The organism is Gemella haemolysans, from assembly GCF_001553035.1.
Lineage (GTDB): Bacteria > Bacillota > Bacilli > Staphylococcales > Gemellaceae > Gemella > Gemella haemolysans_B.
In genome coordinates this window covers 10,268-34,249 of the sequence record NZ_KQ959994.1, presented here as the reverse complement: position 1 = coordinate 34,249, position 23,982 = coordinate 10,268, and the positions used below count along the sequence as shown (strand labels likewise).

Sequence of the window (23,982 nt, the reverse complement as noted above, 5' to 3'; positions counted from 1 at the left end):
TTCCATGCCCCGGATTTAGTATACAACCATTTTATAGTAGCAGTGGTTTTAATTATCCCTAATAAAAAGTATTATATCTAAAAAAACACCCTAGTTTTATTTCTAAAACTAGGGCTACTTTGTTATCTTGATTTTACTGAATTTCTAATTCTTTCGTATGCACCAGGCTCAACTTTATCTAAAGAATTTCTTATAATTTCTAAAGTTTTGTTGTAACGATACTCTCTATAATATTGCTCAGCAACTGTTAATTGTTGGTGGAATTCAACATTATCTTTTCTGTATCTGTTCGCATAACGAATAAGTTTTTCAATTAATTCGATATCAGTAAGAATGTTATTAACTTCAGATGCATAAATATCAAGTGATTCTTCAGCTTCAGCAACTGCACGTTTTAGTAAATCGATATTGATAGGTTCTTTTTTAAGTTCCTCAATAGCGTATCTATAACTATCAGTTACATCTTTATATAAAACGATAAATCTATCACTGAATCCTGGAACACGTGAGTTATCTAATTTACGTTTAATAACTTCTTTTTCTTGATTAATGAAGATAAGTTTTTCACGAGCGTGACCTTCTTCTTCACGAAGACTTGTTAGATATCTAGAATAATTTGTTTGGTCTTCTTCGATTTTTTCTAATCCTTGACCTAATAATTCTACTTTTTCTTTTAAGTCTTTATAGTTTAGTTTTGGCTGATTATTGATATATACATCAATATCATGTTTAATATCAAGTAAATCACTTAACTCATCGTAGTAGTTAGAAACCATTTCTTCATCTTTTTGATAAATTTGGTATCTATTTTTGATTTCTTGAATATTATTATATAGAGCTTCGTTTAATTTATCTTGTAATTCAAGTTTATTAGTAATTTCTCTATAGTTTTCTTCAATGTATTTTTTATAATCAAGTTCTTTTTTAAGATCATTAGAAACTTCATCGATAACATCATAAATACCATCAAGGATATTTTCAATTAGATCAATATCTCCAGATTTAACTTTTTCACGAGCATCGCTTAATTGCCAAACAATACTTTCAATTTTACTTGAAATTTCTAAGTGAGTAAGTTTAAATCCTTTTTTCTCCATTTCCTCAACTTTAAGTCTTAATGACTGAATTTGAGCTGGACAAGTTTTTTCAATTTCTTTTAACAGATCAGGCAGTACTTCCATTCTTTCTTTAAGATTATCAATTAATCCCTTAACAGTATTAATTTTATCTTGTGCTTCGATGTACTTACCAGTAGATGTTAGAAGTTTGAAATCATCAAGTTGTGGAGCTATTTCTTTGATGTTTTGTTCAAATTGTTCTGCAGCTGCTCCATATTGATGACGCTTAGCTAATAGTTCTCTATTAAGCTCTTTATACTCAACTACGATTTCTTCATATAGTTCTCTATTTCTAGGTTCAACTTCTGTTAATTCTTTAATTTCTCTTCTTATTCCAGCGATTCTATCTTTAATATTTGCTATTAATTCACCACTATTCATAATTACTTCATCAGCACGTTTGAAATTAAATTTATCAATATAAGTTTCTGCACTATAAAGATCTCTGTCAAGTTCTTCAATATCGATGCTTTGAATTTCGTACCATTCGCTTTCCCATTGAGCATAAAGTTTTTCGGCTTTACCAGCAATTTCCAGCGCTTTTACTTTTTTCAAATCATCAGATAGTGTTTCTCTCTCTAGCTCATCTTTCATAACTAAAAGAGGGTATAAATCTTGTTTTTTCCTATTTCTAAAGACGAATAGTGCAACTACTCCTCCAAGAACAAGGATACACACAAATAAAAATATATATGTCATATATCTTCCCCCTGAAATTTTATATTTAATTTTTTACGTTTATTTATACAATAACCTAACAAAATTATACCATTTTTATTACAAAAAACAAAGTGTTTCAATCATTTTTTTAATTTTTTTTCAATTTTTTTTATTTAGCAAATAACTAAATATTTTTTATTTATTGTTATTTTTTTACCATAGTAAATAATCATTAATAAATTAATTAGATTATAAACTTTCTAAACAATATTATTTAAAAACTATTAAACTTATCACTTTATTTTTTGTTACCATTATGCGAAAATATAATAAAGTCTTTTTAACGAGGTAATTTAATGAACATAGTAGAAAATAAACAATTATTTATAAGTCAAGCGACTGCTTTAGTATCAAGAGAAGATAATTTAGTTACTAATTTATCAAACCTTTCAGCTTTATACAAAGAATATTTACCAAATACAAACTGGGTTGGTTTCTATTTATTAGACGAAAAAAACAACAACTTAGTTTTAGGTCCATTTCAAGGGAAAGTAGCTTGTACTCGTATACCATTTAATAAAGGTGTATGTGGACACTGCTATACAACTAGAGAAACTATTTATGTTGAAGATGTACATAAGTTTCCAGGACATATCGCATGTGACAGCGCAACTAACAGTGAATTAGTAGTTCCAATTATCAAAAACGATAAAGTAGTAGCTTTACTTGATATAGATTCTATAGAATTCAATAGATTTTCACAAGAAGAAGTAGAAGCTTTCAGCGAAGTAACTAAACAAGTTTTTGAGAAAGTAATTTTTTAATAGAAATACTAAAAGGAGATATACCAAAACAGTATATCTCCTTCTTTTTATTAATCTATAATACCTTTGAATCTTAGGTAGTTTTCGTAATCCATCTCTTTGTTGATTGCACCTTCTGGCGTCAATTCAACTACTCTATTTGCTATTGTTTGAATAAACTCATAGTCATGAGATGTAAAGAATACAGAACCTTTGAAAGCAATAATACCTTCATTGACAGCTGTAATAGATTCTAAGTCAAGGTGGTTTGTAGGCTCATCTAGAAGAATAACGTTAGCTTTAGATAACATCATCTTAGATAACATACAGCGCATTTTTTCTCCCCCTGATAATACATGGGCACGTTTAAGTGCTTCCTCACCAGAGAATAACATTCTTCCTAAGAATGAACGTAAGTATGCTTCACTTTCTTCTTCAGGAGAAGCGTATTGACGAAGCCATTCTACTAATGAAAATTTTAATCCTTCAAAGTATTCAGAGTTATCTTTTGGCATATAACTTCTAGAAGTTGTAATACCCCATTTAACTGTACCACTATCTGGTTCCATTTCGCCAGCAAGAATTTTTAGTAATGTAGTTTTAGCAACTTCATCCCCTAGTAAGATAACTTTATCATTAGGATTTACAGTGAAGCTAACATTACTTAATACTTCTTTACCTTCTACAGTTTTGCTTACACCTTCAACGATAAGTAAGTCATTTCCGATTTCACGATCTGGTGTGAAACGAACATATGGATAACGACGGCTACTTGGCTTAATATCGTCAAGAGTAATTTTATCAAGCATTTTCTTTCTACTTGTCGCTTGTTTAGATTTAGAAGCGTTCGCAGAGAAACGCGCGATGAATTCTTGTAATTCTTTAATTTTTTCTTCTTTTTTCTTGTTGTTATCTTCTGCCATTCTTCTAGCAAGTTGACTAGATTGATACCAGAAGTCATAGTTACCAACGTAAAGTTGGATTTTACCAAAGTCTAAGTCACAAATGTGAGTACAGATATTATTTAAGAAGTGACGGTCGTGGCTGACTACGATAACAGTGTTCTCAAAGTTAATTAAGAACTCTTCTAGCCACTTAATTGCACTAATATCAAGACCGTTGGTAGGCTCATCCAGTAGAAGTACATCTGGATTACCGAATAATGCTTGTGCTAAAAGAACTTTAACCTTAATAGCATTATCAAGCTCACCCATAAGCATATCGTGGAACTCTACAGAAATACCTAATCCTTCAAGAAGTTGTGCTGCATCACTTTCTGCAGTCCATCCATCCATTTCAGCGAATTCACCTTCAAGTTCAGCTGCAATAATTCCATCTTCTTCTGTGAATGGATCTTTCATATAAATTTCATTTTTACGGTTCATAACATCCCAAAGACGTTCATGTCCCATCATTACAACATCGATAACTCTATTTTCTTCATATGCGAAGTGGTTCTGACGAAGTACAGCAAGACGCTCACCTTTACCTAAAGAAACGTGCCCTTGTTGTGAATCAATTTCACCAGATAATAATTTTAAAAATGTTGTTTTACCTGCTCCATTAGCCCCGATTAAACCGTAGCAGTTACCATTTGTAAATTTTATATTCACATCTTCAAATAGCTTTCTATCTGCAAAACGTAAACCTAAATTCGTTACTTGTAACATTGTTTTCTCCTTTAATTCTTTAATTCTATAAAACTCTGTATATTAATTTATACTTAAAAGCTTTAAACTTAAACAATTAGATAATATAGTTAATGATTAGGGATAATCCAATATGGCGATTTTGAAAAAAATTTTATCGAATCAGCACATCAAATTCATTTAAGATACAATTAACCATATTGAGGCGACTTAATCAAAGTGACATTTAGACATCACCGTAATTAAGTCGCTCTTTTATTCTAATTATTCTTCGTTATTTTCCTTTTTACTAACACTAGCTATTAAACTTTCAATATGTAAAGCATATTCAGCTGTAGTGTCATATTGGAAAATAAGTTCTGGAAATTTTCTAATTTTAATTTTCTTAGCAACTTCACTTTTTACGAAACCTTTAATTTTCTTAAACGCTTCTTTTGTTTTTTCTTTTTCACGTTCTCCACCTAAAACAGTGTAGAAAACTTTTGCTTGAGAATAATCTCCTGTCAAAGCAACTTCCGTTACAGTAACAAATCCTAAATCATGATTCTTAACTTTTGTAGCTAATACATATGTAATCTCTTTTTTAATTTGCTCTGCAAGTCTGTTAACTCTAAGTTCTGACATAAAGTTTGCCTCCTATTTTTTAACTTCTTCCATGATGTATACTTCGAAGACATCTCCTTCTTTAATATCATTGAAGTTTTCAACAGTCATACCACATTCATAACCGCTTTGTACTTCTTTAACATCATCTTTAAATCTTCTTAATGTGTCAATTTCACCTTCATAAATTACTACACTATCACGAATTACACGTACTTTACCGTCACGTGATACTTTACCTTCAGTTACATAAGCACCAGCAATTGTACCAATTTTAGATACTTTATACACTTGACGTACTTCTGCAAGACCTATAACTTTTTCAACGAATTCTGGATCTAATAATCCTGTCATCGCAGCTTCGATTTCTTCAATAACTTTATAAATAATGCTGTGTAGACGAATATCTACTTGCTCAGTTTGAGCCATTTGTTTTGCATTATTATCAGGACGTACGTTAAATCCAATAACTACAGCGTTAGATGCTACTGCTAATGTAATATCAGATTCGTTAATCGCACCAACACCAGTATGGATAATACGTACGTTAACACCTTCAACATCGATTTTAGCTAATGACATAGCTAAAGCCTCAACAGAACCTTGAACGTCTGCTTTAATAATAATGTTAAGGTCTTTCATCTCACCTTGTTTCATTTGTTCGAATAATGTATCTAATGATACAGCTGAATTTGCTTGGCGAGTAGTTTCAATATATTGTTGTTGACGTTTTTCCCCGATTTGACGAGCTGTTTTTTCATCACCGAATACTACGAAACGATCTCCAGCGTTAGGAACATCTTGTAAACCTGTAATCTCTACTGGTGTAGATGGTTTAGCTGTTTGGATATTTTTGCTACGATCATTAATCATCGCACGAACACGTCCAAATGTGTTACCTACTACAAGTGGATCTCCAACGTTCAAGCTACCATTTTGTACTAATAATGTAGCTACTGCTCCACGACCTTTATCAAGTTTAGCCTCGATAACTGTACCAAGAGCAAGACGATTTGGATTAGCTTTTAATTCTTGCATTTCAGTTACTAATAAGATATTTTCTAATAACTCATCAATACCTTCACCTTTAAGAGCTGAGATTGGTACGAAGATTGTATCTCCACCCCATTCTTCTGAGATAAGTCCGTATTCTACTAACTCATTCATAACTCTATCTGGGTTAGCTTGTGGTTTATCCATTTTGTTTACCGCTACAATAATAGGTACATCGGCTGCTTTAGCGTGGTTAATAGCTTCAATTGTTTGAGGCATTACACCATCATCAGCTGCTACAACTAAGATAGTTACATCGGTAATTTTAGCTCCACGTGCACGCATTGTTGTGAATGCTGCGTGTCCCGGTGTATCTAAGAAAGTAATTTTTTTATCTTTTGCACGTACTTGATATGCACCGATATGTTGCGTAATACCTCCTGCTTCTCCAGCTGTTACTCTTGAATTTCTAATTGTATCCAGTAATGTAGTTTTACCATGGTCAACGTGTCCCATAATAGTTACGATTGGAGCACGTTCTTTAAGATCTTTTTCAGCATCTTCTACTTCGAAGTAAAGATCTAAGTCTTCTTTATTAATTTCAACTTCTTCTTGGATTTCTTTACCATAATCCATCGCGATTAACTCTATTTGCTCTAAAGTAAGAGACTGGTTAATATTCGCCATAATTTTAAGTTCCATAAATAATTTTTTAATAAGTTCAGTCGAACCTATACTTAGAACTTCTGATAACTCACCAACAGTCATTCCATCTTTAACTAAAATAGTATCTTCAGAAATTGTTTCTTCTGATGGAGCTTCAATAATTGCTGGTTGTTGTTTTTGAGATTTTTTAACTTTCTCTTTTTTTACTTTTTTCTTTTTATTCTTTTTACCTTCATTACTTGAAGATTGTTCATTTTTAGTAGCTTGCTCTTGTTTTTTGAAGATGCTATCTAGCTTAGCTAACCCCTCTTCTGTTAACATTGACATGTGATTAGATACTTCAATATTAGCATCTTTTAAAACTGTAATAAGGTCTTTTGATTGTTTTCCTACTTCTTTAGCGTACTCATAAATTCTGACTTTTTTCATTACTGTTTTCCTCCTTCTTCTAATAATTGTTTGAATTTTTTTATAAATCCATCATCAGTTATTCCTACAGCAACACGATTATCTCTTCCAATCGCGATACTAATATTTTCTATAGTAGAAAATTCGATACATTTTACATTATAAAAATTAGCCTTGTCTGTTAATTTCTTTTTTGTATTGATACCGCAATCCTCTGCAATAACTAACAATTTGATTTTATTATTTTTTAAATTTTTTGTGATTAAATCTTCACCTGTAATAAGTTTACCTGCTCTTTGCATTAAACCTAATAAATTATATGCTTTTATCATTATTTTTGTGGAATTGACTTTCTATAGATTAATCTAATTACCTCATTATAGATAGGCTCCATAACTTCTGGTGATGCAGAGAAGAACTTCTCTAATTGTTTCTTTTCTTGTGCAGCTTTAATAACTTCTAAATCAGCTACTACATAAGCTCCACGTCCTGCTTTTTTACCAGTAGGATCTACAGAAATTTCTCCTTCTTTGTTCTTAACGATTCTTAATAAATCTTTCTTGGCGAACATTTCGTTTGTTAATATACATTTTCTTGTTGGTATTTTTCTTTTTTTCACAAACAACACCTCACTATTCTACAGCTTTTATGTCGATTTTCCAACCTGTTAATTTAGCCGCTAGACGAACGTTTTGTCCTTTTTTACCAATTGCTAGAGAAAGTTGGTCATCTTTAACTTTAACATTAGCAATTTTCTCTTCTTCATCTATATTGATTTCTTCTACTTTAGCAGGAGCTAATGCATTTGTAATAAATTTAACTGGATCAGCATCCCAAGTAATGATATCAATTTTCTCACCGTTTAATTCTTCAACGATACGGTTAACACGTTCACCTTTGTTACCAACACAAGCACCTACAGGATCAATGTTTTTATCTTCAGCATACACAGCTAATTTAGTTCTCTCACCTGCTTCACGTGATACGCTCTTAATTTCTACAGTACCACTGTAAATTTCTGGTACTTCAATTTCGAATAATCTTCTGATAAATTCAGGATGTGATCTTGAAGCAAGTACGTGTGGTTTACTTCCACGAGTTGGATTATCAACTTTCGCGATGTAAACTTTAATTGGAGTTTGTGGAACATAAGTTTCACCTTTAACTCTTTCATTTTCGCCTAAAATTGCTTCAATTTTTCCTAATTTAACATAAACATATCTTGTATCTATTCTATCAATAGTTCCTGATAAAATTTCACCTTCGTGTTCGATATATTCTTTATAAAGAATTTCTTTCTCTGCTTCACGAAGTCTTTGTAATAATGCTTGTTTTGCTGCTTGAGCTCCAACACGACCAAAATCACTTGGTAAATCAACTACTTCGTAAATATCTCCAACTTCATACGCAGGATTAATTTTTAATGCATCTTCAAGTGCAAATTCAATTCTATCGTCGTAAACTTCTTCAACAACATCTTTTCTAATAATAAATTTGTAATCACCAGTTGTTCTATTAAAATCTACTCTTACATTTTTTGCAGCGTTAAAATTCTTTTTATAAGCTGACAGTAAAGCTAATTCAATAGCTTCTACTAGAATATCTTCTGCAATCCCTTTTTCTTGTTCAATTAATTTAATAGCTTTAAGCAAATCCTTGCTCATCTTTCTTTCTCCTTTAATAATTAAAATTTAACAGCTAATCTAATTTTAGCGATTTTACTATAGTTAATTGTTGATTTTTTAACTCTCGCTTTATCTTTGTATTCTACAGTAATTTCTTCACCTTCAACAGCTAAAATATCACCATAAAATTCTTTTTGATTATCAATTTTTTCATATGTTTTAATATAAACATGTTTCCCAACAGAATTAGTTACTTCTTCTAAATCTCTTAAGTCTCTTTCGATTCCTGGAGAAGATACCTCTAAATAGTATTTATCACTAATGAAATCTTCTTTGTCAAGTTCTTCTGCTAGTTTTTCACTTAATAATACACAATCATCAAGTGTAAGTCCACCATCTTTATCGAAGTAAATACGTAAGAAATACTCAGTTCCTTCTTTTACGTATTCTACATCATAAAGAGAAAATTCCGTATTTTCAGCTTGTTTTGTTGCTATTGCTTTGACTTTTTCTACAATACTCATACAGTACACCTCTTTCTTAAGTTTTTATTGCAATATAAAAGAGCGGAGAACCTTTCAAAATTCACCACCCTTTCGGTAATTTATTTCAATGTAAATACATTATATCATATGATTATAATTAAATCAAATGATAACTACATTTTAGTGCGAATTACTTCAATTTTATATCCATCTGGATCTTTAATGAAGTAGTAACCCGGCGGGAATCCTGGTAAACCTTTAAGTTCTGTTACGTCATATCCTGCCGCTTTGTGTTTTTCATATAGTGCTTCTAAATCTTCTACAGAAATAGCTATGTGTCCATATCCATCTCCAAGTTCATATGCACCATGATCATAATTGTAAGTTAATTCTAACTCATAGTTTGAACCCGGTAAAGTTAAGTATACTAATGTAAACTTATACTCAGGAAAATCTCTTTCACGACTTACTACAAAGTCAAATGCCTCAGTATAAAATTTAACTGATTTTTCTAAGTCTGCTACACGATAGCAAGTGTGTGCCATTGTTTGTACCATATTTTCCACCTCTTAAAATTTATTTATTATAATATTGTCCATCCAATTGCAACTGCACCTAATCCAAGGTGTGTAGAGATAACTGGACTTATTCCATCAATATCTACTGTTACATTCGAATAATTTTCTTCAACACATTTTTTAATTTCTTCAGCCTTGTCTAATGCATCAACATGCAGAACACACACAGTGATGTGCTCTCCTTCATGTTGTTTATAATATTCATCAAACAATTCATACATTCTTGATACAACTTTTTTATATGTTCGTATCTTTTGAAATGGAACTATAACCTTATTATCAAAGTGTAGTAACGGTTTGACTTGAAGTAAACTTCCTACTACAGCCTGTGCTCCACTTAAACGTCCACTACGTTGAAGGTGAGATAAATCATCTGCCATAAAATATGCATCAGAAACTTTTTTCATCTCATTTAAAGCTGAAATTATTTCACTAGAAGTTTTACCTTCTTTAATTAGTTTTGCTGCCTTAATCGCATAATATCCTTCAGGTCTACAAGAGACTTCAGAATCGAACGGATGAACATTCAATCCATCAACCATAAGACCAGCTACAGAATATGATGTATACGTACCGCTAATTCCACTTGAAAGAGCAATAGCGATTACATCAGTATACCCTTCTTCTTTTAGTTTTTCTAAGCAAGATACAACCTCACCTATAGCAGGTTGAGAAGTCGTAGGGAAGGAATTGTTTGGATTTCTTAAGTATTCATGATATTTATCAAGTGGCATATCGATAACTTCTTTATATGAATTATTATCAATAATTAGATTTAAATAAACAGTACGAATATCTAATTCTTTCTTTAAATCTTCTGATAAATATGCAGTTGAATCCATAATTATTGCAATCTTTTCCACATTCTATCCGACTATCATAAAGATAGCTTTTCCTTTCTTAGAATTTTTCGATATTATAAAGTTCAAGTTCTACTTTAGTTTCTCTACCCATAAGCTCGATCATAACATCAGCTTTGTAGTTATGTAGGTCTAAGTTTACAACTTTTCCTTCCATATCAACGAATGGACCAGAGATAACACGAACATAATCTCCAACTTCAATATCAATATCTACAACATTTGATAGACCCATTTGTTGTAAAATAAAGTTAATTTCTTCTGGTAATAATGGACTAGGTTTAGAACCACCACCGTGTGATCCTACAAATCCAGTTACACCAGGTGTATTTCTAACTACAAACCATGAATCATCTGTCATTACTAACTCAACAAGTACATATCCAGGGAATGTTTTTCTATTAACTTCTTTTTTCTTTCCTGTTGGAGTTAAGATTGTCTCTTTTTCTTCTGGAACAACGATTCTGAAAATTTTGTCTTCCATACCAAGAGACTCAACTCTTTTTTCAATATTATCTTTTACTTTGTTTTCATATCCAGAATACGTATGTATTACATACCACTCTTTACTTACTGTATCGCTCATAATAACCTCTCTTATCTACTGAAGTGTCTAATTCCAGCAGTTATTCCTAAATCTACTACGTAGCTAAATAACATTAATATTCCAACTACAACAATAACAATTAGTGTTTTCCTAACAAGTTCACTAAAAGTTGGCCAACTTACTTTACGCATTTCTGTGGCTACATTTTTCAAGAATCTAATCATTTATTAACAATCCTCCACATAAATTTCTTTACTCTCTATATTTTATAAATTATAACATAGTATAATTTATAAGTCTATATCTTTAAATATATTACATTATTGTACAATACACTATTGTATCATTAAATCAAAAACATTTCAATTAAATAAAGTCTCAAAGAACATCTAGATTTTCTTGAAATTATTTTTCTAGTAAATCATAAGTAGCCGTTAATGTATTTCTCATTAACATTGTGATTGTTAATGGCCCTACTCCTCCAGGTACAGGAGAAATATAAGCAACTTTTTCCATAAACTCTTCTAGATTTACATCTCCAACTAACTTACCATCTTTGTAGTTATTACCAACATCGATGATTGTACAAGTTGGTTTTACTTTTTCTTTTCCACTTAAGAAATGTGCAACTCCTACACAGCTTACGATAATATCAGCTTGTTCAATTAACGCTTCTAAATCTTTAGTTCTAGAATGAGCAGTAATTACAGTTGCATTATTTTGAAGTAATAAAGTCGAAATAGGTTTACCTACAATATTACTTCTTCCAATTACTAGAGCAAGTTTTCCAGAAATTTCCTCACCAGTTGATTTTATCATTTCTAAAATCCCTAAAGGTGTACAAGGAATAAGTTTAGCTTCTCCAATCACTAACTTTCCGACATTTATAGGATGGAATCCATCTACATCTTTTGATGGAATCACAGCATTCAATACTTTTTCTGCATCTATATGTTTTGGTAATGGTAGTTGTACTAAAATACCGTGAACTTTCTCATCACTATTTAATTTTTCAATTTCGTTCAATAAATCATCAGTAGAAATTTCTTCTGGTAACTCTATTTTTATAGAATTTATATTATTCTCTATACAAGCTTTATGTTTAGAATTAACATAACTTCTTGATGCTTTATTATCTCCTACTAAAACAACTGCAAGCGTAGGCTCAACACCCTTTTCTCTTAAAGCAGCTGCTTCGTTTTTAATTTCTTCTCTTAACTCTTTCGCAAGTTGTGTTCCACTAATGATTTTCGTCATTCTTTTTTCCCTTTCCAATTTTTAATTTCGATTGATTTTCTGTCCCACTTATTAATCTCTGTATATTCTTTTTGTGCATATAAATAACAAAAATACACATCACTATCATAATCCACTTATCAAATCCAGTTTCAAACAGGCTAAGGTACCCAATAGCAGTTAAACTAATAAGTATGCTACCTAATGAAACATATCCTGTTAAAAATAGTGTTGAAAAGAATATAGCTAACAGTAACAAGCTTAACATAGGATATAAGAAGATAAATACTCCTGAACCCGTAGCTACGGCTTTTCCACCTTTGAAGTTTGCAAAGATAGGAAAAACATGTCCTATCATTGCAAATGCTCCAAATATTGATAAAAAGTCTACTCTTCCTAGCATCAATGTTGGAAGAAATGTAGCAATTATCCCTTTAGATACATCACATATAAATACTGTAACTCCTGCCTTTTTCCCAAGACATCTAAAAGTATTTGTTGTACCTAAATTTCCACTTCCAAGTGTTCTAATATCAGTATTATAAAATACTTTCCCTACTATTAATGCAAAAGGTATAGAACCAATTACATACGCTAAAACGCAAAATAATATTATTTGTGTAATCATAGACTACCTACCTAATAATAGCTCCGTACTCTGTAAGTGCAGAAAGTACTTTATCATGTACCGCTGTTACTTCTTCATCTGTTAAAGTTTTTTGTTTATCACTATATGTAATAGTTAAAGCTAGTGATTTCTTACCAACTAATAACTCAGCACCAGCATATAAGTCGAATAATTCCACTTTAGTAATTAATTTACTATTCACTGATTCAATTACATTATAGATATTTTGATATTCATCTTTAACATCAACTAACATAGCGATATCTCTTGTAATTTCAGGATATTTAGTTACCTCTTCATATTTAGGTTTAACTTTACTTTCTGAAATAACTTCATCTAAATTAATTTCAAATACATATGTAGTGTTTAATCCAAGTTTATCCGCAACTTGAGGGTGAACTTCTCCAATAAATCCAATACGTTTTTCACCTAAATATACCTCAGCAAAACGTCCTGGGTGCATACCTTCAAGAGTAGATTTTCTATAAGTTACTTTTTCATCTAATCCTAAACGTTCAAATACAACTTCTAAGTATCCTTTAGCAGCGAAGAAATCTAATGAACTACTTTCTTTTAGCCATTTAGTTACTCTTTCTTCTCCCGTTAGCGCAGCACTTAAGTATAGTGTTTCTTTAGGTTGGATATTATCATCTCCGCTACCGAAGAACACACGTCCAATTTCAAGAAGTTTTAAGTCTTTTTGTTTTCTAGCTACGTTGTATTGAACAGTATTTAATAATCCTGGAACTAAACTTTGACGTAAAGTCGAGTGAGTTTCAGTCATAGGCATTAATAATCTTACTTTGTTGTGATTTTCTAAAGTATACCCTGTAGCTTCTTCTTCAGATACTAACGAATAGTTGATAGTATCGTTAAATCCTAAACTAGCATACACTGCACGAAGGTCACGTACCATTCTTTGTGAATAAGTTAATCCACCTCTAGTAGTTTTAGAGAATTTTGGTAATGTTGAGGCTAGGTTATCATATCCATAAATTCTAATAACTTCTTCAACTAAGTCTTGTTTAATTGAAATGTCAGGTCTTCTTGTAGGTACTTTAACTACTAAGTTTTCTCCTGTTACTTCTACTGTAAAACTTAATCCTTCTAAAATAGATACGATTTCTTCAGTAGATAATGTAATTCCAAGGTAGTTGTTAATATACGAAGTAGTAATCTCTACAACTTTTTCTTCTTCTTTATTAACTACTCCAACAGAACTTTCAACTACGGCATTTGGACATAATTCTAAGATTAATTCAACTGCACGAGCAAGTGCTGCTTTTTGCATATTAGGATCAATTCCTTTTTCAAATCTTGCAGAAGAATCACTTCTTAATCCATGAGCAGCTGAAGTACGACGTACTGATGTTGGATTAAAATATGCAGATTCTAAAATAATATTTTTAGTTTCTTCACTTACCTCTGTGTTTTTACCACCCATTACTCCTCCAAGAGCAATAGCGCGCGTTCCATCAGTAATTACTAAATCAGTTGTTTGTAATTTTCTCTCTTCTCCATCAAGAGTTTCTAGAACTTCACCTTCTTTAGCATCACGAACTACGATTTTATCTCCAACTAAATCTTTATCGAATGCATGCATTGGTTGACCAAATTCTAATAGTACGTAGTTTGTAATATCTACAATGTTGTTAATAGGACGAATTCCAGAATTCATAAGTCTTGTTTGTAACCATAGTGGCGAAGATTTCACTTCAACATTTTTCACTATTTGACCTACATAATTTCTACAAGAATCACTTTCGACAGCAACTTGTAATGAAGTTGCTTCATAGTTTTCTTCTTTTTCTACATCATTAAAATTAACTTTGTTATTGTATAAAGCTCCTAATTCGTAAGTAAGACCACGCATACTTAGCGCATCCGCTCTGTTAGGCGTAATTGATAGATCTAGGATATAGTCATTTAAACCAAGTACTTCAACAACGTCAGAACCTAACTCTTGCTCAGTCTCAAATACATAGATACCTTCTTGATAATTTTTAGGCACTACACTCTTACTTAATCCTAATTCAGCTAATGAACAAATCATACCTTGTGATTCTACACCACGAAGTTTAGCTTTTTTAATTTTAATACCAGGTAATTTTGCACCTACTTTAGCAACAATTACATATTGTCCAGCATCGACATTTGGTGCACCACAAACAATTTGTAGATTTTCTTCTTCACCAACGTTTACTTGACATACATTTAATTTTTCAGCATCAAGATGTTTTTCTTTAGATACTACATATCCAACTACAACGTTAGATATTTCTTCTGCTAAATATTCAACACCTTCAACTTCAATACCACCACGTGTGATTTTTTCAGCTAATGCATTTGCATTATCTTCAACATTCGTATATTGTTTTAACCAATTATAACTTACTAACATTACTACCTCCTATTAATCGTTTCTATCACTATTGAATTGTTCTAAGAATCTTACATCATTTGTGTAGAAACTTCTAATATCGCTAATTCCATATTTTAACATCGCAACACGTTCTGGCCCCATACCAAAAGCGAATCCAGAGTATACTTCTGGATCAAAACCAGCCATTTTAAGAACGTTAGGGTGAACCATACCAGCTCCTAAAATTTCAAGCCATTTAATGTTTTCTTCATCATCTTCATTACCCCAAGATACATCAACCTCTACTGAAGGCTCAGTAAATGGGAAGAAGCTTGGACGTAGACGGATTTTTTTATTTTCTCCGAAGACAGCTTTAATAAAGTGCTCTAAAGTACCTTTTAAATCACTAAATGTGATATTTTTATCTACTACTAATCCCTCGATTTGAGTAAATTGGTGTGAGTGAGTAGCATCGTCATTATCACGTCGGAATACTTTACCAGGGCAAATAATTTTGATAGGACCTTCTCCATTAGCTTTTAACATTTCACGTGCTTGAACAGGTGAAGTTTGTGTTCTCATTAATAATTCATTTGTAATATAGAATGAATCTTGCATATCACGCGCTGGGTGATCTTTAGGCAAGTTTAACATTTCAAAGTTAAACTTGTCAGTTTCTACTTCAGGTCCTTCAGCAACTGAATATCCCATAGAAATAAAAATTTCTTCAATCTCTTCAATAATTTTATTTAATGGATTAATTCCGCCTAATTCAACTTTTTTACTAGGTAGAGTAATATCAATGTCCTCACTAGCTAATTTCAACTCTAATGCAGCCTTAGCTAATTCAGCTTTTCGCTCTTCTAAACTATCATTAATGAAGGTTTTAACCTCGTTAACAAGTTTCCCAAAAGTTGGTCTTTCTTCTGGCGATAAATCACGTGCACCTTTCATAACTTCCGTTAGTGCACCTTTTTTCCCTAAAAATTTAACTCTTAGGTCATAAAGTTCTTTTTCATCTTTAATTGTTTTAACTAATTCTAAATATTCTTTTCTTATATTCTCTAAAGTCATAAGTTCCTCCTTAAAAATTTAATATAAAGACATTGCTATAAGTTCTATTATTTATCCAAAATAAAAAGCCCCTCAAGACTTAGTCTCAAGGGACGAATTTATCGTGGTACCACCCGTATTTTAAAGCATGATTGCTTCCTTAATAAAAGTTGATAACGGGTACCACCCGATTGTACTCATAGTCTACTTATACAATTACTCATAAGCTGAAAATATATTCTCAGTTCATACAACTCTTTCAGTCGAGGAGTTGCTCCCTGTTAAAAACATCCAATATACCGTCTTAATCATCGTTTTTTGAAAAATTTATAATTAAAATGATAATACAAATGTTCCCGAATGTCAACAGATATGGCTATTTGAATAATAAATTTCTTCCTGTTTTTGTATTTTTCACTATACAAAATTATAATTTCATTATTTGCAAAAACTTTACTTAGTGTAGAAAAGACTTCCGATTTTCATAGGAAGCCTTATAATAATTATTTAGTATATTCTGCAACTAATTCTAATACTTCTTCAGTTGTTGAACACATAATAGCTTTATCTACTAATTCTTTCATCTTATCTAATGATAAGTTTTTGATTTGGCTACGTGCTTGAAGGATTGAAGTAGCTGACATAGAGAACTCATCTAATCCCATACCTAATAGTAATGGAATAGCTAAGCTGTCTCCCGCCATTTCTCCACACATTCCAGTCCATTTACCTTCTTTGTGAGATGCTTCAATAACATTTTTCACAAGACGTAAGATTGCTGGGTTATATGGTTGGTATAAGTATGATACTTTTTCACTCATACGGTCTGCTGCCATAGTGTATTGAACTAAGTCGTTAGTACCAATTGAGAAGAAGTCTACTTCTTTAGCAAAGATATCAGCAATAACAGCAGTTGATGGAATTTCAACCATGATACCTAATTCGATATCGTTACTTACTGCAACACCTTCTGCTACTAATTTTTCTTTTTCTTCTAAGAATAGTGCTTTAGCAGCTCTAAATTCTTGAACTGTAGCGATCATTGGGAACATTACACATAGTTTACCATAAACTGATGCTCGTAATAATGCTCTAAGTTGAGTTCTGAATAAGTCTTTTTCTTCTAGGCAAAGACGAATTGCTCTAAATCCTAAGAATGGATTCATTTCTTTTGGTAAATCTAAGTATGGTAATTCTTTATCTCCACCGATGTCTAAAGTACGAACTACAACAGGTCTGTCACCCATTCCTTCTAATACAGCTTTGTAAGCTTCGAATTGTTCTTCTTCAGTTGGTAGTTGATCACGCCCCATGTATAAGAATTCTGTACGGTATAAACCTACAGCTTCTCCACCGTTGTTGTTAACACCTTCTAAGTCAGCTGGTGTCCCGATGTTAGCAGCTAAAAGTACTTCATGACCATCTTTAGTAACAGATTTTTCTGAAACTAATTTAGCCCATTCAGCTTTTTGCTCTTCAAATTTAACGTGTTTTTCTTTTAATTCAGCTGTAGTAGCTTCATCTGGATTTATATATACAACACCATCTAATCCATCAAGAATAAGAACATCTCCATTCTTAACTTCTTCAGTAATTGTACTTGTTCCTACTACTGCAGGAATTTCTAATGATCTAGCCATGATAGCTGAGTGAGAAGTACGTCCCCCAATATTTGTAGCAAAACCTTTAACATATTGTTTGTTAAGTTGCGCTGTATCAGATGGAGTTAAGTCTTCTGCAATAACGATAACTTCTTCATCGATTAAGCTTGGGTTTGGTAAGTCTACACCTAGTAAGTGAGCTAAAATACGTTTAGAAACGTCACGAATATCAGCAGCACGTTCTTTCATGTAGTCATTATCCATTGATTCAAACATTGAAACAAACATATCTGAAGTTTCTTTTAATGCATATTCAGCGTTAATTTCTTTTGATTGAATGTCAGTTTTAACAGTCCCCATAAATTCTGGGTCTTCTAAAATTAATAAGTGAGCTTCAAAAATAGCTGCTTTATCAGCACCTAAATTTTCATGAGCTTTATCTTTAATAATTGTTAATTCTTTTTTAGAAATTTCAATCGCATCTTCAAAACGTTTAACCTCAGCAACAACATCTTGAACTTTAACTTCTTTAACTGTTAAGTTTGGTTCAACAAAAATGTAGGCTTTAGCAAAAGATATCCCTTGAGAGGCTGCAATACCTTTTAGTTGTAACATTTTATGCTAATCCTTCTTTCTTCATTGTTTCTTCTAATGCTGCTAATGCTTCTGCTTCGTCAGCTCCGTCAGCGTAAATTACGATATCAGCATCTTTTCCAACTCCAAGACTCATAACACCCATAATTGATTTTAAGTTAACTTTACGTCCGTTGAATTCTAATTCAATGTTTGATTGGAATTTTGATGCAGCTTGTACTAATAAAGTAGCTGGTCTAGCGTGGATTCCTGTTTCATCGATAACTTTAAATTCTTTTTGTAACATAGTCATGTCTCCTTTTATTTAAAAAAATATTTACATTCAAATAATAACACATGAAAGCAATATTTACAAGTATTTTATATTTATTCCACCCTAAGAATAGTGCTTATTCTATAACAAAGAAAACAGTTTCTTATCTGTATAGTAAGCATTTACTCCTCATACATTGAAAATATAATGAAAACACTTTTTTCAGTACTAATTTCCATAAAACGTTAAAATTATAAAAAAAGTATCTGTTACAAGGGAAGTAACGATACTTTTTTTATATTATTCTTATTAATAAAATTTAAAATTATTATGTTTTTATTTTTATACTGTAAACCTATTTAAGAAAATTAAACCAATTCTCCACCAAGTTTAATTATTGATTTAAATTTCTCATAATCCTCATGATTTCTATTGAAATCACGAGCATTTTTATTTACTTCCTTAAAATCAATGCCTTGATCTTTAGCAGCAAATACACATCCACAGTAACATTGTCTATATATATTATAGTCATCACACATTTCTACAGATCTTTTATAACCATTATTCTTTTTAAAATCTGATGGTAGATAATATATCGAAACTTGTTCCTGAAGAACATATCCAGCTTCATTTATTACAGTAGCATTTTTCTTAGGACTTAGAGTCAAAGCAGAGGCAAAATAATCGTAACCTAGCTCCTCAGCCTTCTGGGCAGAAGAGTCTAAACGCATTTCATAACAAATATGACATCTATCTCCTCCTTCTCTATCCTCTTCATGACCTTTTACAGCACTGATAAATTTACTTGGTGCATACTCATCAGCTAAGAATTTAATCTTTTTGTCATTTCTTTTATTGAACTCTTCTACAAAATCTTTTTGCACTAACATACGTTTAATGTATTCTTCTTTTGGATGAATATTAGAGTTCGAGAAAAATATTGTAATATCACTAATCTCAGATAAATATTCTAATACATATGTACTACAAGGAGCACAACAAGAGTGAATAAGAATTTTTGGACGAAAATTAGTCTTCTCCCATTCTTTTATAAGTTCTTTTAGTACATTATCATAATTAATTTTTTGATTTTTGTGTCTTGTATTTATAAATTGTTTACTATCAATCATACAAATTTAATCCTTCTAATATTTCTAATATTTTACTACACAAGTTTAATATACTTTAATTTATTTTACAATTAATATCATTTCTAATTAAAAGACATTATCAATAACAACTAAAAATAGGTTCCGAAATATGAAATTTTGACATTTCAAAGCTAACGAAACCCATTATTTATTAATTATTCAACTTTATACGCTATTCCTAAATGCTGATATGCTTTAGGTGTAGCACGACGTCCTCTAGGCGTACGTTCTATAAATCCTTCCTTTACAAGATATGGCTCATATACATCTTCTATAGTGATACTTTCTTCACCTATAGTCACAGCAATTGTTTCAAGACCAACAGCACGACCATCATAACGTTTAATCAAACATTCTAATATTTTATAGTCGATATTATCAAGGCCTTTCGCATCTACTTGCAGTAGATCTAATGATTCAACAGCTAAATCCTTAGCTATTACACCATCATTTTTAACTTGTGCAAAGTCTCGTACACGTTTAAGAAGTCTATTCGCTATACGCGGTGTTCCACGAGATCTCATGGCTATTTCATAGGAACTCTCATCATCTATATCACATTCAAAAATATCAGATGTTCTTTCTATAATGTTTTGTAATTCAGAAATAGTATAAAATTCCAGACGACAATGCACACCAAATCTATCTCGAAGCGGCGCAGTTAAAGCTCCAGCTCTCGTAGTTGCACCAACCAATGTGAATGGTGGTAGTTCAATTCTAATACTACGCGATTCTTCACCTTTTCCAATTACAATATCAAGATAAAAATCTTCCATCGCAGAATACAGTATCTCTTCGATAGACCTACTTATTCTGTGAATCTCATCGATAAATAGAACATCACCTGGTTCAAGACTAGTTAATATTGCAGCTAAATCTCCAGATTTCTCTATTGCAGGCCCTGAAGTATATTTAATTCCCACTTCCATCTCATTAGCAATAATTGTCGCAAGTGTTGTCTTCCCTAATCCAGGAGGACCATATAGTAAGCAGTGATCTAAAACCTCACCACGAAGTTTTGCAGCCTCAATAAATATTTTCAAATTACTTTTTATCTGTTCTTGTCCTATATATTGACTAAGAAACTTCGGTCTTAAAGACTGTTCCTCACGCTCTTCGCCAAAATTTTGGCTTGCAGATACCATTCTATCTTCCATAATTTCCTCCTTTCTTCAATTATGCATTCATTAATAATTTTAATCCTTGTTTTACATATTCATCAACACCAGAGAAGTCGAATGCTGATAATTTTTTCTCGATTTTTGCAAGTTCTTTTTTGCTATATCCTAGAGCTTCCAAGGCTAACATTGCATCACTTAGATAATTATTTACAGCAGTTGGAGCACTACTAATATTATTCATACTGAAATCAACTTTACCTTGTAAATCAAGGATAATCTGTTGAGCAGATTTTTTCCCAATTCCCGGAAACTTCGTTAAATATGTTACATCTTGATTCTCGATGGCTCCAATAATTTCTTCACTAGTCCCTCCAGCTAATATAGCTAAAGCACTCTTAGGTCCTACACCTTTTACCTTTAATAATAGTAAAAATACTTTTTTCTGATCTTTATTAGAAAATCCATAAAGTATATTAGAATCTTCCCTTACTTGTTGGCTAATAAAAACAGTTTTTTCTTCATTCAATTGATATTCATATGGATTAGCCACAACTATTTCATAACCTATTCCATTGTTATCGACAACGATATTTGTCGGATTAATTTCCGAAATTTTTCCTTTAATATATGCGTACATTACATTCACACTCCTGATTGATTATTTAATTATAAAATTAATCGTAAAAAATCTCAAGTGTTTTATTTAATCAAAATATTTACTTGCGTCATACACAAAAAAAACTTGGCACATTATGTACCAAGTTCATATTTCTATTTTACTTTATCTAAATCAACATTCATAACTTTTGCAGTTGCTTCTACTTTTTTATAAGCATCTTGATCCACATCAGTAAATCCAGTGATACTAAACATCTTTGTGAATAATTCTTTCATTTTTGGATCATTTTCAACATCACGAAGAGCTTTTTCTAATTTCTCTTGTAACTCTTTATCCATTTTGCTAGAAGTTGTAACCATAACACCAGGAATCATATCACTAGTTGCTAATTTTTGAATATCAGTTTTTGCCTGTGGAAAGTCTTTAGCATATCTATCTTCCACTCCATCGAATGTTGCTATTACATCAACATCCTTGTTAAGAAGTAGTTGTAAACTCTTATCATGACCACCACTAAATTGATAACTAATATCTTTATCTAAGTTAAGACCAGCTTCAACTAACATAGCACCTGGGTAAATATATCCTGATGAAGATGAAGGATCTACGAATGCTACTTTTTTACCTTTAACATCTTGAAGTGATTTAATACCAGAATCTTTTCTTACATATAACTCAGCAGTATATCCAGGTTTTCCTGTTTTACCTTTAGATGTTAGTATAGGTTTTGCACTACTTTGTTTCTGAGCAAGTAAAGATGAAAATGGAGGAATGATACCAAAATCAACACTTCCACTACCTAATCCCTCAACTACACCAATATAGTTACTAGCTGTAAAAGCTTCTACTTTTACCCCTAATCTTTCAGAAAGATAATCAGAGATTGGTTTAAGATCTTCAACAAGTTTCTCACTATTTTTCAGAGGAACAAATCCCATTTTAATAACTTTTTCTTCTTTTTTCGTTTCAGTCTTTGTAGTACATCCTACGATAGAGAAGACAAAAATAAAACTAAATAACGCCAATAATATTTTCTTCATATTATTTCCTCCTCGATATTTCTAAAATAAATTTGATATAATTTTAACACAAAAAAAACAATATATCTAGCTTTTAAAAGAAATAATAACAATTTTTAATGAGAAATTTTCACATTACTAGAATAATGTTCGGTAATTACTAATAAATTCCCGAATATTTTCATAATACAAGGATCACAAATAATATAAACCGTAATTTAGGCATAAAAAAAACACCTTATAAAAGATGAGTAAAAATTGGAGGCGGCTACCGGATTTGAACCGGTGATCAAGGTTTTGCAGACCCGTGCCTTACCACTTGGCTAAGCCGCCTAAATATATTTAATTTTAATGGGGCGGCTGAGGGGAATCGAACCCCCGAATGTCGGACCCACAATCCGATGCGTTAACCCCTTCGCCACAGCCGCCATATCAAGAACAATATTTATTATACATTTTTCATCAAATTATGTCAAGAACTTTTTTAATTATTTTCAAATTTTCAACTACCTATTCAGTATTAATACTCATACCTAATTCCTTACAATCATTACTAATTTCAATATTTCAACATCTCTCTATATTTAGCCCTTTCATAATACAAATTAATAATTCTCCTTAACCTTAAGGTTAAAGAGAATTATTAAACTACCTATTATTTAGTATTTTTTCTTCTTCTTAAAACGTATACTAAACAAATTAATGCAAGTCCTACAAAAGTTGTAGGTAAAGCTAATGTTCCTGTCTTAGCTAATAGAGAATTTGATTTTCCTACATTTCCAAGATTTACTTGAGAATTGTTTGCTACCATTCCTTGATCTTTAGCTACATCTGCTAAGCCAACACTTGCTTTATCTTTATCTTTTTTAAATACATCGCCAAGTAATGTTGATAATTTAGATTTTCCTTTACTTACTTTTTCGGATGCTTTTTTAAGAATTTCTAATGCATTGTTTACTTCATCTTGTTTTGCATTTGCATTAGATAATACTAAGATAGCTGCTTTAAGCGCTGCTTTATATTCTTTCTTAACTGCTTCTTCTGCTTCTTTAAAGCTATCTTGTGATGTAAGGTCTCCATTTTTCTCTACCTCAGCCGCAAGCTCTTTTTTATCTATACTTGGAGCTTCTACTTTTGGTTGTTCTACTTTGCCAGTATATTCTTTAGGTGCTTCTACTTTTTCTGGTTCTACCACTGCTCCTGCTTGCACTCCTGTGTATTCTTTTGGAGCTTCTGCTTTCGCAGGATCAACTACTGCCCCAGCTTGCACCCCTGTATATTCTTTCGGAGCTTCCACTTTTTCTGGCTCTACTATTGCTCCTGCTTGTACTCCTGTGTACTCTTTAG

At 31.6% G+C, this 23,982-nt stretch carries 23 protein-coding genes, 2 tRNA genes and 1 pseudogene; 1 reads left to right on the top strand and 25 read right to left on the bottom strand.

Annotated features, from left to right (window positions below):
- Positions 1-122: 122 nt before the first annotated feature.
- Entirely contained in the window at positions 123-1,817 is a 1,695-nt protein-coding gene (locus HMPREF3186_RS08420) for a septation ring formation regulator EzrA (RefSeq protein ID WP_060914780.1), read from the bottom strand.
- Between the two features lie 317 nt (positions 1,818-2,134).
- On the opposite strand from HMPREF3186_RS08420, the gene HMPREF3186_RS08415 reads away from it, so the two are divergent.
- Entirely contained in the window at positions 2,135-2,602 is a 468-nt protein-coding gene (locus tag HMPREF3186_RS08415; protein WP_060914779.1) for a GAF domain-containing protein, read from the top strand.
- 50 nt (positions 2,603-2,652) lie between these two features.
- Here HMPREF3186_RS08415 and HMPREF3186_RS08410 read toward each other — a convergent pair whose 3' ends face one another.
- From HMPREF3186_RS08410 to HMPREF3186_RS08295, 24 genes and pseudogenes are all read right to left on the bottom strand, one after another.
- On the bottom strand, positions 2,653-4,251 hold the full coding sequence (locus HMPREF3186_RS08410; protein ID WP_060914778.1) for an ABC-F family ATP-binding cassette domain-containing protein: 1,599 nt from the start codon (positions 4,249-4,251) through the stop codon (positions 2,653-2,655).
- A 243-nt stretch (positions 4,252-4,494) separates the two neighbouring features.
- Positions 4,495-4,854 carry a 30S ribosome-binding factor RbfA gene (rbfA, locus tag HMPREF3186_RS08405; protein WP_003144962.1) on the bottom strand — a complete coding sequence of 120 codons (360 nt, stop codon included), beginning with the start codon at positions 4,852-4,854 and terminating at the stop codon, positions 4,495-4,497.
- Positions 4,855-4,866: 12 nt separating this feature from the next.
- A complete protein-coding gene (gene infB / locus HMPREF3186_RS08400; RefSeq protein WP_060914777.1) occupies positions 4,867-6,921 on the bottom strand; it encodes a translation initiation factor IF-2 in 2,055 nt (684 codons plus the stop codon).
- Positions 6,921-7,232, bottom strand: a complete 312-nt coding sequence (locus HMPREF3186_RS08395) for a L7Ae/L30e/S12e/Gadd45 family ribosomal protein (RefSeq protein WP_003145420.1) — start codon at positions 7,230-7,232, stop codon at positions 6,921-6,923. The genes infB and HMPREF3186_RS08395 overlap by 1 nt, the downstream gene beginning before the upstream one ends.
- Positions 7,232-7,519: an RNase P modulator RnpM gene (gene rnpM, locus HMPREF3186_RS08390; RefSeq protein ID WP_003145486.1), complete on the bottom strand. Its 288-nt coding sequence runs from the start codon at positions 7,517-7,519 to the stop codon at positions 7,232-7,234. Before rnpM ends, HMPREF3186_RS08395 begins: the two co-directional genes overlap by 1 nt.
- 13 nt (positions 7,520-7,532) lie before the next feature.
- Entirely contained in the window at positions 7,533-8,564 is a 1,032-nt protein-coding gene (gene nusA, locus HMPREF3186_RS08385; RefSeq protein WP_060914776.1) for a transcription termination factor NusA, read from the bottom strand.
- 20 nt (positions 8,565-8,584) lie between these two features.
- Positions 8,585-9,049, bottom strand: coding sequence for a ribosome maturation factor RimP (rimP, locus tag HMPREF3186_RS08380; protein WP_003145277.1), 465 nt, complete (start codon positions 9,047-9,049; stop codon positions 8,585-8,587).
- 134 nt (positions 9,050-9,183) lie between these two features.
- The gene (locus HMPREF3186_RS08375) at positions 9,184-9,567 is read right to left on the bottom strand and encodes a lactoylglutathione lyase (protein WP_060914775.1); all 384 of its coding nucleotides are present in this window, start codon (positions 9,565-9,567) and stop codon (positions 9,184-9,186) included.
- Positions 9,568-9,593: 26 nt separating this feature from the next.
- Complete coding sequence (locus HMPREF3186_RS08370) at positions 9,594-10,451, bottom strand: DegV family protein (protein ID WP_060914774.1); 858 nt, start codon at positions 10,449-10,451, stop codon at positions 9,594-9,596.
- Between the two features lie 37 nt (positions 10,452-10,488).
- Positions 10,489-11,034 carry a transcription termination/antitermination protein NusG gene (nusG, locus tag HMPREF3186_RS08365; RefSeq protein ID WP_003144927.1) on the bottom strand — a complete coding sequence of 182 codons (546 nt, stop codon included), beginning with the start codon at positions 11,032-11,034 and terminating at the stop codon, positions 10,489-10,491.
- A gap of 11 nt (positions 11,035-11,045) precedes the next feature.
- Positions 11,046-11,219: a preprotein translocase subunit SecE gene (gene secE, locus HMPREF3186_RS08360; protein ID WP_003145602.1), complete on the bottom strand. Its 174-nt coding sequence runs from the start codon at positions 11,217-11,219 to the stop codon at positions 11,046-11,048.
- A 181-nt stretch (positions 11,220-11,400) separates the two neighbouring features.
- Entirely contained in the window at positions 11,401-12,252 is an 852-nt protein-coding gene (locus HMPREF3186_RS08355) for a bifunctional 5,10-methylenetetrahydrofolate dehydrogenase/5,10-methenyltetrahydrofolate cyclohydrolase (protein WP_060914773.1), read from the bottom strand.
- Positions 12,236-12,859 (bottom strand): glycerol-3-phosphate 1-O-acyltransferase PlsY, encoded by a 624-nt coding sequence (gene plsY, locus HMPREF3186_RS08350; RefSeq protein WP_060914772.1) that lies wholly within the window; start codon positions 12,857-12,859, stop codon positions 12,236-12,238. The genes HMPREF3186_RS08355 and plsY overlap by 17 nt, the downstream gene beginning before the upstream one ends.
- Before the next feature lie 7 nt (positions 12,860-12,866).
- Positions 12,867-15,260: a phenylalanine--tRNA ligase subunit beta gene (pheT, locus tag HMPREF3186_RS08345; RefSeq protein WP_060914771.1), complete on the bottom strand. Its 2,394-nt coding sequence runs from the start codon at positions 15,258-15,260 to the stop codon at positions 12,867-12,869.
- A gap of 12 nt (positions 15,261-15,272) precedes the next feature.
- Positions 15,273-16,295, bottom strand: coding sequence for a phenylalanine--tRNA ligase subunit alpha (gene pheS / locus HMPREF3186_RS08340; protein WP_060914770.1), 1,023 nt, complete (start codon positions 16,293-16,295; stop codon positions 15,273-15,275).
- Between the two features lie 482 nt (positions 16,296-16,777).
- Complete coding sequence (gene ptsP / locus HMPREF3186_RS08335; protein WP_060914769.1) at positions 16,778-18,490, bottom strand: phosphoenolpyruvate--protein phosphotransferase; 1,713 nt, start codon at positions 18,488-18,490, stop codon at positions 16,778-16,780.
- 1 nt (position 18,491) lies between these two features.
- Entirely contained in the window at positions 18,492-18,755 is a 264-nt protein-coding gene (locus HMPREF3186_RS08330) for a phosphocarrier protein HPr (RefSeq protein WP_003145399.1), read from the bottom strand.
- 335 nt (positions 18,756-19,090) lie between these two features.
- The gene (locus HMPREF3186_RS08325; protein WP_060914768.1) at positions 19,091-19,855 is read right to left on the bottom strand and encodes an epoxyqueuosine reductase QueH; all 765 of its coding nucleotides are present in this window, start codon (positions 19,853-19,855) and stop codon (positions 19,091-19,093) included.
- Between the two features lie 176 nt (positions 19,856-20,031).
- Entirely contained in the window at positions 20,032-21,033 is a 1,002-nt protein-coding gene (gene ruvB, locus HMPREF3186_RS08320) for a Holliday junction branch migration DNA helicase RuvB (RefSeq protein ID WP_060914767.1), read from the bottom strand.
- A gap of 19 nt (positions 21,034-21,052) precedes the next feature.
- A complete protein-coding gene (gene ruvA, locus HMPREF3186_RS08315) occupies positions 21,053-21,634 on the bottom strand; it encodes a Holliday junction branch migration protein RuvA (RefSeq protein WP_060914766.1) in 582 nt (193 codons plus the stop codon).
- Between the two features lie 134 nt (positions 21,635-21,768).
- Positions 21,769-22,656: a phosphate/phosphite/phosphonate ABC transporter substrate-binding protein gene (locus HMPREF3186_RS08310; RefSeq protein WP_060914765.1), complete on the bottom strand. Its 888-nt coding sequence runs from the start codon at positions 22,654-22,656 to the stop codon at positions 21,769-21,771.
- A 238-nt stretch (positions 22,657-22,894) separates the two neighbouring features.
- Positions 22,895-22,968, bottom strand: a tRNA-Cys gene (locus HMPREF3186_RS08305).
- 19 nt (positions 22,969-22,987) lie between these two features.
- Positions 22,988-23,063 (bottom strand) — tRNA-His (locus HMPREF3186_RS08300).
- A 227-nt stretch (positions 23,064-23,290) separates the two neighbouring features.
- Positions 23,291-23,982: pseudogene (locus tag HMPREF3186_RS08295) on the bottom strand (peptidase S8); the annotation flags it as partial.

Bases quoted from the DNA above. Each gene is read 5' to 3' on its own strand.
- HMPREF3186_RS08420 (WP_060914780.1), bottom strand. From the start codon at position 1,817: ATGACATATATATTTTTATTTGTGTGTATCCTTGTTCTTGGAGGAGTA.
- HMPREF3186_RS08415 (WP_060914779.1), top strand. From the start codon at position 2,135: ATGAACATAGTAGAAAATAAACAATTATTTATAAGTCAAGCGACTGCT.
- HMPREF3186_RS08410 (WP_060914778.1), bottom strand. From the start codon at position 4,251: ATGTTACAAGTAACGAATTTAGGTTTACGTTTTGCAGATAGAAAGCTA.
- rbfA (WP_003144962.1), bottom strand. From the start codon at position 4,854: ATGTCAGAACTTAGAGTTAACAGACTTGCAGAGCAAATTAAAAAAGAG.
- infB (WP_060914777.1), bottom strand. From the start codon at position 6,921: ATGAAAAAAGTCAGAATTTATGAGTACGCTAAAGAAGTAGGAAAACAA.
- HMPREF3186_RS08395 (WP_003145420.1), bottom strand. From the start codon at position 7,232: ATGATAAAAGCATATAATTTATTAGGTTTAATGCAAAGAGCAGGTAAA.
- nusA (WP_060914776.1), bottom strand. From the start codon at position 8,564: ATGAGCAAGGATTTGCTTAAAGCTATTAAATTAATTGAACAAGAAAAA.
- rimP (WP_003145277.1), bottom strand. From the start codon at position 9,049: ATGAGTATTGTAGAAAAAGTCAAAGCAATAGCAACAAAACAAGCTGAA.
- HMPREF3186_RS08375 (WP_060914775.1), bottom strand. From the start codon at position 9,567: ATGGTACAAACAATGGCACACACTTGCTATCGTGTAGCAGACTTAGAA.
- nusG (WP_003144927.1), bottom strand. From the start codon at position 11,034: ATGAGCGATACAGTAAGTAAAGAGTGGTATGTAATACATACGTATTCT.
- secE (WP_003145602.1), bottom strand. From the start codon at position 11,219: ATGATTAGATTCTTGAAAAATGTAGCCACAGAAATGCGTAAAGTAAGT.
- HMPREF3186_RS08355 (WP_060914773.1), bottom strand. From the start codon at position 12,252: ATGACGAAAATCATTAGTGGAACACAACTTGCGAAAGAGTTAAGAGAA.
- plsY (WP_060914772.1), bottom strand. From the start codon at position 12,859: ATGATTACACAAATAATATTATTTTGCGTTTTAGCGTATGTAATTGGT.
- pheT (WP_060914771.1), bottom strand. From the start codon at position 15,260: ATGTTAGTAAGTTATAATTGGTTAAAACAATATACGAATGTTGAAGAT.
- pheS (WP_060914770.1), bottom strand. From the start codon at position 16,295: ATGACTTTAGAGAATATAAGAAAAGAATATTTAGAATTAGTTAAAACA.
- ptsP (WP_060914769.1), bottom strand. From the start codon at position 18,490: ATGTTACAACTAAAAGGTATTGCAGCCTCTCAAGGGATATCTTTTGCT.
- HMPREF3186_RS08330 (WP_003145399.1), bottom strand. From the start codon at position 18,755: ATGTTACAAAAAGAATTTAAAGTTATCGATGAAACAGGAATCCACGCT.
- HMPREF3186_RS08325 (WP_060914768.1), bottom strand. From the start codon at position 19,855: ATGATTGATAGTAAACAATTTATAAATACAAGACACAAAAATCAAAAA.
- ruvB (WP_060914767.1), bottom strand. From the start codon at position 21,033: ATGGAAGATAGAATGGTATCTGCAAGCCAAAATTTTGGCGAAGAGCGT.
- ruvA (WP_060914766.1), bottom strand. From the start codon at position 21,634: ATGTACGCATATATTAAAGGAAAAATTTCGGAAATTAATCCGACAAAT.
- HMPREF3186_RS08310 (WP_060914765.1), bottom strand. From the start codon at position 22,656: ATGAAGAAAATATTATTGGCGTTATTTAGTTTTATTTTTGTCTTCTCT.